At 74.5% G+C, this 11,175-nt stretch carries 12 protein-coding genes and 1 pseudogene; 8 read left to right on the top strand and 5 right to left on the bottom strand.

The genetic code is table 11. The features are described from left to right. Positions 1-16: 16 nt before the first annotated feature. Positions 17-457 carry an ATP-binding protein gene (locus tag O2W17_RS09195; protein WP_269192127.1) on the top strand — a complete coding sequence of 147 codons (441 nt, stop codon included), beginning with the start codon at positions 17-19 and terminating at the stop codon, positions 455-457. Positions 458-465: 8 nt separating this feature from the next. Here the strand turns inward: O2W17_RS09195 and O2W17_RS09190 are convergent, their stop codons facing one another. Continuing rightward, positions 466-1,560 (bottom strand): winged helix DNA-binding domain-containing protein, encoded by a 1,095-nt coding sequence (locus O2W17_RS09190; RefSeq protein ID WP_269192126.1) that lies wholly within the window; start codon positions 1,558-1,560, stop codon positions 466-468. Between the two features lie 172 nt (positions 1,561-1,732). Between O2W17_RS09190 and O2W17_RS09185 the strand changes: the two are divergent. Further along, positions 1,733-2,296 (top strand): annotated as a pseudogene (locus tag O2W17_RS09185) (peroxiredoxin family protein); the annotation flags it as partial. Between the two features lie 3 nt (positions 2,297-2,299). On the opposite strand, the gene O2W17_RS09180 reads toward O2W17_RS09185, so the two are convergent. From O2W17_RS09180 to O2W17_RS09170, 3 genes are all read right to left on the bottom strand, one after another. Beyond that, complete coding sequence (locus O2W17_RS09180) at positions 2,300-2,863, bottom strand: DUF421 domain-containing protein (protein ID WP_269192125.1); 564 nt, start codon at positions 2,861-2,863, stop codon at positions 2,300-2,302. 186 nt (positions 2,864-3,049) lie between these two features. Next, positions 3,050-3,466: a MarR family winged helix-turn-helix transcriptional regulator gene (locus O2W17_RS09175; RefSeq protein ID WP_269192124.1), complete on the bottom strand. Its 417-nt coding sequence runs from the start codon at positions 3,464-3,466 to the stop codon at positions 3,050-3,052. A 153-nt stretch (positions 3,467-3,619) separates the two neighbouring features. Further along, positions 3,620-4,258: a hypothetical protein gene (locus O2W17_RS09170; RefSeq protein WP_269192123.1), complete on the bottom strand. Its 639-nt coding sequence runs from the start codon at positions 4,256-4,258 to the stop codon at positions 3,620-3,622. A gap of 314 nt (positions 4,259-4,572) precedes the next feature. Here O2W17_RS09170 and O2W17_RS09165 point away from each other — a divergent pair, with 314 nt between their 5' ends. Further along, positions 4,573-6,306, top strand: a complete 1,734-nt coding sequence (locus tag O2W17_RS09165; RefSeq protein WP_269192122.1) for an ABC transporter ATP-binding protein — start codon at positions 4,573-4,575, stop codon at positions 6,304-6,306. Between the two features lie 177 nt (positions 6,307-6,483). Next, positions 6,484-7,563 carry an alkene reductase gene (locus O2W17_RS09160; protein WP_269192121.1) on the top strand — a complete coding sequence of 360 codons (1,080 nt, stop codon included), beginning with the start codon at positions 6,484-6,486 and terminating at the stop codon, positions 7,561-7,563. Positions 7,564-7,618: 55 nt separating this feature from the next. On the opposite strand, the gene O2W17_RS09155 is transcribed toward O2W17_RS09160, so the two are convergent. After that, complete coding sequence (locus O2W17_RS09155) at positions 7,619-8,827, bottom strand: FAD-binding oxidoreductase (protein WP_269192120.1); 1,209 nt, start codon at positions 8,825-8,827, stop codon at positions 7,619-7,621. Between the two features lie 169 nt (positions 8,828-8,996). On the opposite strand from O2W17_RS09155, the gene O2W17_RS09150 reads away from it, so the two are divergent. The 4 genes from O2W17_RS09150 (at position 8,997) to O2W17_RS09135 (ending at position 11,170) form a co-directional block, all read left to right on the top strand. Beyond that, complete coding sequence (locus O2W17_RS09150; protein WP_269192119.1) at positions 8,997-9,905, top strand: diguanylate cyclase domain-containing protein; 909 nt, start codon at positions 8,997-8,999, stop codon at positions 9,903-9,905. Between the two features lie 69 nt (positions 9,906-9,974). After that, the gene (locus O2W17_RS09145) at positions 9,975-10,595 is read left to right on the top strand and encodes a dihydrofolate reductase family protein (protein WP_269192118.1); all 621 of its coding nucleotides are present in this window, start codon (positions 9,975-9,977) and stop codon (positions 10,593-10,595) included. An 84-nt stretch (positions 10,596-10,679) separates the two neighbouring features. Continuing rightward, positions 10,680-10,829 (top strand): hypothetical protein, encoded by a 150-nt coding sequence (locus O2W17_RS09140; protein ID WP_269192117.1) that lies wholly within the window; start codon positions 10,680-10,682, stop codon positions 10,827-10,829. Beyond that, positions 10,829-11,170, top strand: a complete 342-nt coding sequence (locus O2W17_RS09135) for an iron chaperone (RefSeq protein ID WP_269192116.1) — start codon at positions 10,829-10,831, stop codon at positions 11,168-11,170. The genes O2W17_RS09140 and O2W17_RS09135 overlap by 1 nt, the downstream gene beginning before the upstream one ends. Positions 11,171-11,175: the final 5 nt, after the last annotated feature.

Raw genomic sequence — 11,175 nt, 5'->3', positions numbered from 1 at the left:
ACCGGTGGAGGTGATCGTGGCACCGCCCCTGTGGCAGTCGAGCGGCGTGCCCCGCGGCTTCGCCGAGGTGTGGCACGAGGAGCTGCACTCGATCGCCGCGCTGGCGCGGCTGCGGTCGCGGCTGCGCGCCTCGCTGACCGGCAGCTCCACCGTCGACCACCCGGAGCGGGAGCACTGGTCGGAGCGCATGGTGCTCGTCGTGGACGAGCTCGCCTCGAACGCGCTGCGCCACGGCGCCGCCCCGGCCGGTGCCACGCTGAGCCGCTCGGGCGACCGGTGGCTGATCGCGGTCAGCGACTCCGCGGGGGCCACCCCGCCCTTACCGGCCGTGGGCCGCGATCCGGGCAGCGGCGGCTTCGGCCTGTACCTGGTCGCCGACCTGTCGCAGCAGCACGGGTGGTGCCCGGACGGGAACCGGAAGGTGCTCTGGGCCGTCGTCGTCGACGACGGCTCCTGACCCGCCGGCTACGGCCCGGTCACCTCGACCGCGCCCAGCCGCAGCCCGCGGAACGCGGCCAGCCGCTCGGCCTGCTCGTGGAGGGCGGCGCGGTCCGCCGGGGCCCACAGCTCCACGGCCACCGAGACGCTGTCCCGGGCCTTCCGCGCCCGCCACGTGCCGACGACCTCGCCGTCGGCCAGCACACCCCCGGGCCGGCCGAGCACCCGCCACAGCTCCTTGGCGCGGGCGCCGTCCGGCACGACCAGCGCGCGGTCGCGCGCCTGCAGGAAGAGGTCGAACGGGCCCAGCAGCCGGGTGACCGGCGCGGGGTCGACGGTCAGCCGGTCGACGTCGCCGGCCAGGACCCAGCGCCGCTCGCCGTCGACGGTCACCTCCGCCGCGTCTGCCGGCCAGTGCGCCGCCACGTCCTTGACCGGCGCGTCCAGGTAACCGGCGACGTGCTGGCGGGTGGCCGGGCCGAGCAGCCGCAGGTAGCCGCGGACCACGTCGAGCCCGGCCGGCACCTCCGCCGCCGGCCCGGGACCGGGAACGGGCCGCAGCACCGGCGGCGACGTGCCCTCCTCCAGCTCCAGGCCGGCGCGCAGGGCGGCCAGCCGGAACGGCTGCTCGTGGACGTGGACGGCGTTGCAGGGCCGGCACTCGCGCAGGTAGGGGGCTGGCAGCACCTCGTTGAGCCGGCCGGACACGTCGCCCTTGACCATCGGCCCGGTGACGATCGAGCGCAGGGCCGCCGCCACCTCGTCGAGGGCGGTGAGGACGGGGATCCCCGCGGCGTGGAGCGGCTTGGCGGCGTCGAAGACCCGCTTCGCGGCGTCCGCCTCGGAGAACGGCTGCGTGGCGGCGGCGACGCCGGGGATGTCGGCGCGGCGGTACAGGTGGGGGGCGCCGCGCAGGGTCCACGCGAGGGCCAGTGCGTCGTCCGGCAGCGCCGCGACGTCCACGCCGCGCAGCGCCAGCGCCCAGCGGCCGCCGTCCGCGCCGGTGTCCTGCACGCCCAGGTCGAGCACCGCGGTGTCGGCGACGGTGCCCGCCGCGCGGTCGAGCTGCTGGGCGCGCACCCGGAAGCCGAGGACCTGGCGCCGGCTCACCGTGGGGGTCACGAGGGGACCGTAGCCCGGACCACCGACGTCGCCCCTGTGCCCGGTCGCGCGGCCGGGAACGGCTCCCTACGGTGGGTCGATGGACACCGCCGACCTGCTCGCGCTGCGGTCCGACGACCGCGCGGCCCTGCTCCTGATCGGCCTGCGGGGCGACTGGTAGCCCTACTGCTGCGCCCAGGCGGTCCGCCTGGCCCGGTCACTGTCCCGGCTCGCCGCAGCGGGCACCGAGGTCGTCCTCGCGTCGGTCGACCCCCCGGAGGTCCAGCTGGCCTTCGACCGCACCTGGCACGTCCCGTTCCGCTGGGCGAGCGATCCCGACGGCGCCCGGCTGGCCAGGCCCCTGGGCGCCTGGGACGAGGACGCCTCGATCTTCCGGCCGCTGGTGGTCGCCGTCGCCCCGGACGGCACCGAGGTCTTCCGCGAGCTCTCCCGGGACTTCACCGACCGCACCGACGACGAGCCCTTCCTGACCGCCCTGGAGGGGCTGGGGCTCCCGGCGCTGCCGGAGCCCGCGCCGTGGGCGCTGGAGGGCGTCGAGCCCCGGCCGTCGAAGCGGGCCTTCACGCCCGGCTCGTTCATCCCCTACTTCCGCGCCATCAAGTTCAACACCCTGGCGCTGACCGACCGGATGCGCGACGACCGGGACCGGGAGGAGGTGCGCGCCGAGCACCGGATGGCGGTGTCGTTCCTCGACGCCTTCGACGAGTGGCGCGCCGAGCACCCGCCGGAGCGGTAGCGGTCAGGACGACGTCCGCCGGGCGTCGGGCTCCGCTGCCCCGCAGAGGCGCTCGGCGCCGGGCACGTCGGAGAACAGCCACGGGTCCAGCGGCTCCGACCGGCGCACCACGCTCACCGCCCCGGTGCGCTCGAGGACGACGCAGCGCACCTCGGCGAGGTTGCGGATCCCGGCCAGCCGCAGCTTCTGCCGCAGCTCGTCCTCCGCGACGTGGGCGGCCCGCATGTTCTCCCGCAGCGGGGTGTCCCCGGCCATGAGCAGCACCGGGCGGCGGTTCATCAGCCGGTCGGCCCACCGGTTCCGGCGGAGCAGGGAGAGGATCGCCTGCGTCGCGAACAGCGTCCCCAGAGCGACCACCCCGACGCCCAGGGTGGGATCGAGCAGCAGTGCGGTCCGGCCCACCACGGCGCCCAGCGCCACGACGCATCCGAGGTCGAAGCTCGACATGGTGGCGAGGCTGCGCTGGCCCACCAGCCGGACGCAGAGCACCAGCAGCAGGTACATGGCGACGGTGGACAGGACGACCAGCCCGGCCCGCTGCCAGTCGATCCCCAGCTGATCCATCATCGGGCCTCCCCCGGACGGCGGCGGACGGGTAGCCCGACCCCCGTCCGCGGACCCGCGCGGGATGGCCGGCTGCGGCGGTGGACCACCGCGGCTCCCTCCCACCGGGGAGGAGCCTGGCCACGGTAGGTCACGGACCGGTGGGGGCGCGCCGATCGTGGCGCAGAGCTCGACCTCGCCGTCGCCGGGTCAGTCGGCGAGCGTGCGCAGGATCCGGGCCAGCGTCGCCCGGTCCTCGGGCCCCAGCCGGGCGAAGAGGTCCGCGGAGTCGGCGGTCCGGGCGCGCCCGACCTCGGCCCGGACCCGCCGGCCCGCGGCGGTGGGGCGCAGCAGGACCGCGCGGCGGTCGCCGGGATCCGGGCTGCGCTCGACCAGGCCGCGCTCCTGCAGCCCGTCGGCCACCTCGGTCGCCGACCGCGGGGCGATGTGCAGCGACTCGGCGAGGTCGGACAACCGGACGCCGTCCCGCTCGCAGACCACCCGCAGGGCGCGGGCCTGGTGCGGGGAGAGGTCCCAGGGGGCGAGGGCCTCCCGCCAGCGACGGCGCTGGGTGCGGGCGACCCGCATCAGCAGGTCGCCCAGCTCGCCGGTCCCGTCGTCCGCCACGGGGGAACAGTAGCCGAACAAAGAGGCGCTACCACATCATGAGGTAACCTCAGCACCGATCGGCGCCCCCACCGCGGACCCGCGGGCAGGTGCACCGCGACGACCCCCGGTCCGCGAGCGGGCCGGGGGTCGCCGGGTGGGGGTGGAGCGGTGTCACTGCGCCAGGGTGATGTCCTCCACCTGGACGTAGAAGTCGCCGGTCGTCAGCTCCTCCGAGGCGTCGTAGAGCCGCAGCTCGGAGAGGAACTCGTCGTCCACCTGCTGGAGCGCGCCGGTGAAGCTCACCGTGTCCCCCGCCTCGACCTCGAAGGGCGACTCGGGGGCGTCCCCGCCGGCGAAGCTCTGCAGCCGGACGAGGATCGTCTGCCCGGCCTCCGGGCCGACGTAGAACGCCTCGTCGGCCACGACCTCCTGGACCTGCACGGTGTCGGCCTCGACCGGCTGGTCGAGGTTGGCGCTCAGGTCGACGTCCGGGGCGAGCGCGTCGAGGTCGCCGACGAGGACGGCGCCCGGGACGGCCACGGCCGCGGCGGTCGGCGAGGCCGGAGCCCCGTCCGTGGGGTCGGCCTCCGTGGTGGTCTCGGTGGCCTCGGTCGTCTCGGTGACCTCGGTGGTGGTCGTGCCGGGCGCCGCGTCGGTGTCGACGTCGGCGTCGTCGTCACCGGTCAGCGCGGCGACGAGCCACCAGACGAGCAGCGCGGCGATGAGGGCCGCCAGCAGCAGCCACGGCCAGAGCGTCCGCTTGTCGTCCTCGGCCACTCTGGTGGCGCCGTGCGGAGGGGTCTGCGTCATGGGGAAGAGTCCTTGATCGGTAGCGGCGGTCACCTCTCCCTGCCCCCTCTCCGCCGCGCGGCCGCCCTCGACGGCGGAACGTCACCCGATGGACATGTGCAGCCCCGCCCGGGAAGAGCGGCGGAAGAAGAGTGGTTACCGCACGGTGAGGTAACCTCAGCAATCGGGACGGAGGTGGCGACATCAGCGAGATGATGACGGGCGGCCGGGGCGGCGGCCGGGGCGGCGGCCCCGGTGGCGGCGGCGGTGGTGGGCGGAGGCCCGACCCCGCCGACCGCGCCCAGCTCGACCGGTCCCCCGTCCGCTGGAGCCGCGTGGCCGCGCTGTTCCGCCCCTACCGGTGGCAGCTGGCCGTGGTGGTGGCCCTGATCGTGGCGTCCTCGGCGGTCGCGCTGGCCACCCCCTTCCTCATCCGGCTGGTCATCGACGAGGCGATTCCCGAGCAGGACGTCGCGCTGCTGCTCTGGGCCGTCGGCGGGATGCTCGCCGTCACCGTGGTGACGTCGGTCTTCGGCGTCGTCCAGACCTGGCTGTCCACCACCGTCGGGCAGCGGGTCATGCACCGCCTGCGGACGGCGGTCTTCACCCACCTGCAACGCCAGTCGCTGGGCTTCTTCACCCGCACCAAGGGCGGGGAGGTGCAGTCGCGGCTGATGAACGACATCGGCAGCATGCAGTCGGTCGTCACCTCGACCGCGACGTCGTTCGCCTCCAGCGCCACCACGGTCATCGGGACGGTCGTCGCCATGGCGGTGCTGAGCTGGCGGCTGTCCCTGCTGTCGCTGGTCGTGCTGCCCCCGGCGGTCTGGCTCACCCGCCGGGTGGCCCGCATGCGCCGCACGATCACCGCCCAGCGCCAGCGCCACCTGGCCGACCTGCACTCGCAGGTGGAGGAGGGGCTGAGCGTCAGCGGCGTCCTGCTCGGCAAGACCCTGGGCGCGGGGCCGGCGCAGTCGCAGCGGTTCGCCGGCACCTCGGAGTTCCTGGTCGACCTCGAGGTGCGCTCGCAGCTGGCCGGCCGCTGGCGGATGGCCACGATGAGCGTGGTCTTCGCCGGCATCCCGGCGCTGATCTACCTGGCCGCAGGGCTGCCGGCGACCTCCGGCGGGATGACCATCGGCACCCTGGTCGCCTTCACCACGCTGCAGGGCGCGCTGTTCCGCCCGCTCATGCAGCTGCTGGACATCGGTGTCTCGCTGACCGCCTCGATGGCGCTGTTCAGCCGGGTCTTCGAGTACCTCGACCTGCCCGTCGACATCGACGACCCCGCCGACCCGGTACCGCTGGACGCCGCCGCCGTGCGCGGCGACGTGCGGTTCGAGCACGTCGGCTTCGCCTACCCCGACGGCGTCCGCCCGGCGCTCAGCGACGTCGACGTCGCCGTGCCGGCCGGTGCGACGCTCGCGCTGGTCGGCGAGACCGGCTCGGGCAAGAGCACGCTGGCCTCGCTCGTGGCGCGGCTGAACGATCCCACCTCCGGGCGGGTGCTGATCGACGGCATCGACGTCCGGGAGGTGGCGCTGGCCGATCTCGCCCGCGTCGTCGGCGTCGTCTCCCAGGAGACCTACCTGCTGCACGGCACCGTGCGGGAGAACCTGCTGCACGCCAGGCCCGACGCCACCGACGCCGAGCTGGTCGATGCCGCCCGCCGGGCCCAGGTGCACCAGGTGATCGCCGCGCTGCCCGAGGGCTACGAGACGGTCGTCGGTGCGCGCGGGCACCGGTTCTCCGGCGGGGAGAAGCAGCGGCTGGCCATCGCCCGCACGCTGCTGCGCGACCCGCGGGTGCTCGTGCTCGACGAGGCGACCAGCGCCCTGGACAACGAGACCGAGCGCGCGGTGCAGGCCGCGCTCGACGAGGCCGCCCGCGGCCGCACGACGATCACCATCGCGCACCGGCTCTCCACCGTGCGCGACGCCGACCGGATCATCGTCCTGGACGCCGGGCGGGTGGCCGAGCAGGGCACGCACGAGGAGCTCCTGGCGCTCGGCGGCCGGTACGCCCGGCTGGCCGGCATCGCCCAGCGCGACGCCGTCCTCGCCGGCTGAACCGCCGGGAGCGCCCTCGCCACCCCGCGGTCCTGTCACCCGCCCGCGGACGTAGCCGGCCTCGCCGCCGACCGCGAGGCCGGCTGCACCACCGCGAGGTCGAGGGGGTCCCCCGCGGCGGCGTGATGATCGCCGCACCGCGGAATCCCGGCCGCTCGGCGGGTGGTTGCGCCCGGCATGGACCTGTTCTCCCCTGTCCGGCTCGGTGACCTCGAGCTGGCCAACCGCGTCGTCATGGCCCCGCTGACCCGGATGCGCTCCGGCCGCGCCGGCATCCCCCGAGACATCGTCGTCGAGCACTACGAGCAGCGGGCCGGTGTCGGGCTGATCATCACCGAGGGCACCTTCCCGAACGACGAGTCCCGCGCGTTCGCCGGTCAGCCGGGCATCGTCACCGACGAGCAGGCCGAGGGCTGGCGGAAGGTCGCCGACGCCGTCCACGCCCGCGGCGGCCGCCTCGTCCTGCAGGTCATGCACGGTGGCCGGGTCTCGCACCCGGAGCTCACCGGCACCCGGGTGGTTGCGCCGAGCGCGCTGGCCATCAGGGGTGAGGTGCACATCGGTGGGGGAGTGAAGAAGCCCTTCCCGGTGCCGCACGCGCTCACCACCGAGGAGGCGCGTGCCACCATCGCCGACCTCGTCGCCGCCTCGGTGCGGGCCGTCGAGGCCGGGCTCGACGGCGTCGAGCTGCACTCCGCCAACGGCTACCTGCTGCACGAGTTCCTGTCGCCGGCGTCCAACCAGCGCGACGACGTCTACGGCGGGAGCCCGGAGAACCGCGCCCGCTTCGTCGTCGAGGTGGCCACGGCCGTGGCCGGGGCGATCGGCGCCGGCCGGGTCGGCATCCGCATCTCGCCGGAGCACAACATCCAGGACGCCCTGGAGACCGACCGCGAGGACGTGCTCGCCACCTACGGCGCGCTCGTCGACGGGCTGCGCCCGCTGGGCCTGGCCTACCTGAGCGTGTTGCACGTGGAACCTGCCGGCGACCTGGTGCAGGAGCTGCGCCGCCGGTTCGGCGGGCCGCTGATCGCCAACAGCGGTTTCGGCACGGTCACCACCCGGGAGGAGGCGCTGGCGCTGATCGACGAGTCGCACGCCGAGGCCGTCGCCGTCGGGCGCCCCGTCCTGGCCAACCCCGACCTCGTCGAGCGGTGGCAGGGCGAGCACCCCGAGAACGAGCCCGACCCGCTCACCTTCTACGCGTCCGGGCCCGAGGGCTACATCGACTACCCGTCGCTGGCCGCCGCCCGCTGACGGCCGGCGTGCACCCGCCGCGCCCTCGGGGCGCGGCGGGTGCACGCGCCGGTGCTCAGTCGAGGTCGGCCTGCCACAGGTCGGGACCGAACACCTCGTACTGGATGTCCCTGGCCGGGACGCCGCGGTCGATGAGCTCGCTGCGCACGGCCTGCATGAACGGCAGCGGGCCGCAGAGGTAGTAGACCGCACCCTCCGGCAGCTCCACCCGGGACAGGTCCATCTGCCCCGCGTGCACGCCGTCGACCGGCAGCGAGCACTCGGCGCCCCGCTCGAACCAGACGTGCACCGACGACTTCGGCAGCTTCTGCACGTCACCGACGACCTGCTCCCGCAGCGCCCACGACGCCTCGTCGACGTCGGCGTGCCACAGCCGGACGTCGAGGCCTGAGCCGGCGTGCGCGAGGTGCGAGAGCATCCCGGCCATCGGGGTGATCCCGATGCCGGCGCTGGCGAACACCACCGGGCGCCCGGAGTCGTCGAGGACGACGTCGCCGAAGGGGACCGACATCTCCAGCCGGTCGCCGACGTCCACGGAGTCGTGCAGCAGGGTGGAGACCTCCCCGTCGGGCTTGTCCCCGCCGTGCACGCGCTTGACCGAGAACTGGCGGTGCTCGCCGTCGTCGGCCCGGGTGAGGCTGTACTGCCGCGGCTGGCGGACGCCGTCGGCCATGACCAGCCGCACGGTCACGTACTGGCCGGGCAGCGAGGTCTTGACCAGCCGGTCGTCGACCCGCCGCACCCGGAAGGTGACGACGTCGTCGGTCTCCCGGGTCTTCTCCGCCACCTCCCACTGCCGCCAGACGGTGTCCGGCCGCACCCCGCGGGCGCTGTAGAGACCGCGCTCCTGGTTGATCAGCGCGTGGGCCATCAGCCAGTAGACCTCGTCCCAGGCGGCGGCCACCTCGGGCGTGACGGCGTCGCCGAGGACGTCGACGATCGCCCAGAACAGGTTGTCGTGCACGACCTGGTACTGCCCGGGCGTGATGCCCAGCGAGGTGTGCTTGTGCGCGATCCGGCTCATCAGGTGCTCGGGCAGCCGGTCGGGGTGGTTGACCAGCGCGCTGGCGAAGACGGCCACCGAGCCGGCCAGCGCGAGCTGCTGGGTCCCCTCGGCCTGGTTGCCGCGGTTGAAGGTCCCGTCGAGCAGTTCGGGGTGCTCCCCGAACAGGTGCGCGTAGAAGCGCCGGGCGATCTCCTGGATGTTCTCGGCCACCACCGGCAGCGTCGCCTGGATGACGGGTGCGGACCTCTCGGAGAGCATGCGGATTCCTTCCCCCTGGTATCGCGGCGTACTGGTTGCTCGATCCACGTTAGGCAACCCGGGGTGTCGGGGCAGCTCCGGAAGGGTCCCGCGACGCCGTGCGCCGCCGTATGTTCGCGGCCCCAGGTGCGGAACGAGTCCGTCCGACGACTGCCGGGAGTGACGCCTGATGTCTGCGCAGGGAGGCTCGTGCTCGCCGGGCGCCGCGAGCCCCGCGCTGCTGGAGGCGGACCTGGCGCAGGCCTTCATCCAGTCGGTGGACGCGCTGCTGTGCATCATCGACGCCGACGGCCGCATCGTGCTCGCCAACCCGGCGCTGCAGCGCTTCACCGGCCAGGACGGCGACGCGCTGCTCGGCCGGCGGTTCGTCGACGTGTGGGTGATCCCCCGGGACGTCCCCTACGCCGAGGACGCCGTGCGGATGGCGATCGCGAGCGGCAAGGCCTTCCCGCAGGAGGCCGACTGGATCGACGCCCGGGGCGAGCTGCGCCGGGTGACCATGCGCAACACCGTCCTGCACGACGAGGAGGGGCGGCCCTACGGGATCGCCTGCGTGGGCCTCGACGTCACCGACGACCGGGCGCGCGAGGCCCGGCTGCACGAGCAGACCCGGACCGACCTGCTGACCGGCGTGGCCAACCGCGGGGCGCTGTTCGACCAGCTCGGCACCCTGCTCGGAGCCGGCGGCTGCGGCTTGCTGTTCTGCGATCTCGACGACTTCAAGACGGTCAACGACCAGTACGGGCACGGGGTGGGCGACCGGCTGCTCGCCGAGGCGGCCACCCGCCTGGTCGAGGTGGCCGGTACCGACCAGCTGGTGGCGCGGTTCGGCGGGGACGAGTTCGTGATCCTCTGCCCCCGGGGCGACGAGCAGGAGCTCTCCGGCCTCGTGCGGCGCGTCGTCGCCCGGCTGGACGCGCCGTTCCACGGCCCGGACGGGCCGCTGTCGATCGGGGTGAGCGTGGGGGCGACCGTCGGGCACCCCGGCGAGGTGGCCGACGACGTCATCGCCCGCGCCGACCGCGCCATGTACGGCGCGAAGAGCTCGCAGCGCCGGCGGACCGCGCGCCCGACCTGACCGGACCGATGAGTTCGCGCGCCGCGGACCGTCATGACCGGGCGTACCGACTGCCGACAGGAGGAAGCCGTGCGCCCGCTCGTCGTCACCACGTTCCTGACCATGGACGGGGTCATGCAGGCCCCCGGCGGCCCGGAGGAGGACCCCTCCGGCGGGTTCCGCTGGGGAGGCTGGCTGGTCCCTCTCTTCGACGACGCCCTGGGCGCCCAGATGGAGGCGTGGTTCGCGCCGGCGCAGGACTTCCTGCTCGGGCGCGGCACCTACGAGATCTTCGCCGCGCACTGGCCCAACGTCCCCACCGAGGGCGACCCGGTCGGGACGGCGCTCAACACGAAGACCAAGTACGTCGCTTCGCGGTCGCTGACGTCGCTGGACTGGGCGACCGCCCGTCTGCTGGAGGGCGACGTCCCCACCGCGGTGCGCGCGCTCAAGGAGCAGGACGGCGGTGAGCTGCAGGTCCACGGGTCGGCGGGTCTGCTGCAGACCCTGCTGCGGGACGACCTGGTCGACGAGCTGCGGTTGATCACCTTCCCGGTCGTGGTGGGGGAGGGGAAGCGGCTGTTCACCGCCGGTACCGCGGCGCTGACCTGGCAACTGGTGACGTCGTCGGTCACCTCGACCGGCGCCGTCATGGCCGCGTACCGACGGGTCGGGGAGGTCATGACCGGTGACTTCACCCTCCCGGGCTGACCGGAGCGGGGTGCGTTCCTCCTGGATGCCCGGCCGGTCGGGCGGTCAGCAGGCGACGGTGAAGCGCGCCCGGCGGTGAGCCGGGTGCTCGATCTCGTCGACCAGGGCGACGGCGAAGTCGGCGCCGCCGATGGAGGAGCCGCCCCGCTCGTCGGTCAGCAGGTCGCCGCGATGAGAAGTGCCGCCGCCCGCGGTCTGCCCTGCACGTCGTCGAACCCGACCGGAGGTGGCTGATGGAGACGGTGGACGAGTACCTGGGAGCGCTGCCCGGCGACGTCCGGGAGCGGATGGCCGAGCTGCGGGTGCTGGTGCACCGCGAGCTGCCCGAGGCCGGTGAGCGGATCAGCTACGGGATGCCGACGTTCACCGCGGCCGGCCGGCCGGTGGTGCACCTGGCCGCGTGGCGGCACCACATAGCGCTGTACCCCCTGCCGGAGCTGCCGGCCGGGCTCGCGGACCGGGTCGCCCCGTGGCGCGGGACGAAGGACGCGATGCGCCTGCCGCACGACCGTCCGCTGCCGTCGGACCTCGTGGCCGAGGTGGTCCGGGTGCTGCTGGCCGCGCACGCGGCCTGAGCCAG

Source organism: Blastococcus sp. VKM Ac-2987, assembly GCF_026967805.1.
Lineage (GTDB): Bacteria > Actinomycetota > Actinomycetes > Mycobacteriales > Geodermatophilaceae > Blastococcus.
The sequence above is the reverse complement of the archived record's forward strand: the minus strand, read 5'-3'. Positions and strand labels throughout refer to the sequence as shown.

Excerpts from the sequence above, each read along its gene's own strand:
- O2W17_RS09180 (WP_269192125.1), bottom strand. The coding sequence starts at position 2,863 with ATGATGGATCAGCTGGGGATCGACTGGCAGCGGGCCGGGCTGGTCGTC.
- O2W17_RS09170 (WP_269192123.1), bottom strand. The coding sequence starts at position 4,258 with ATGACGCAGACCCCTCCGCACGGCGCCACCAGAGTGGCCGAGGACGAC.
- O2W17_RS09160 (WP_269192121.1), top strand. The coding sequence starts at position 6,484 with ATGGACCTGTTCTCCCCTGTCCGGCTCGGTGACCTCGAGCTGGCCAAC.
- O2W17_RS09155 (WP_269192120.1), bottom strand. The coding sequence starts at position 8,827 with ATGCTCTCCGAGAGGTCCGCACCCGTCATCCAGGCGACGCTGCCGGTG.
- O2W17_RS09150 (WP_269192119.1), top strand. The coding sequence starts at position 8,997 with ATGTCTGCGCAGGGAGGCTCGTGCTCGCCGGGCGCCGCGAGCCCCGCG.
- O2W17_RS09135 (WP_269192116.1), top strand. The coding sequence starts at position 10,829 with ATGGAGACGGTGGACGAGTACCTGGGAGCGCTGCCCGGCGACGTCCGG.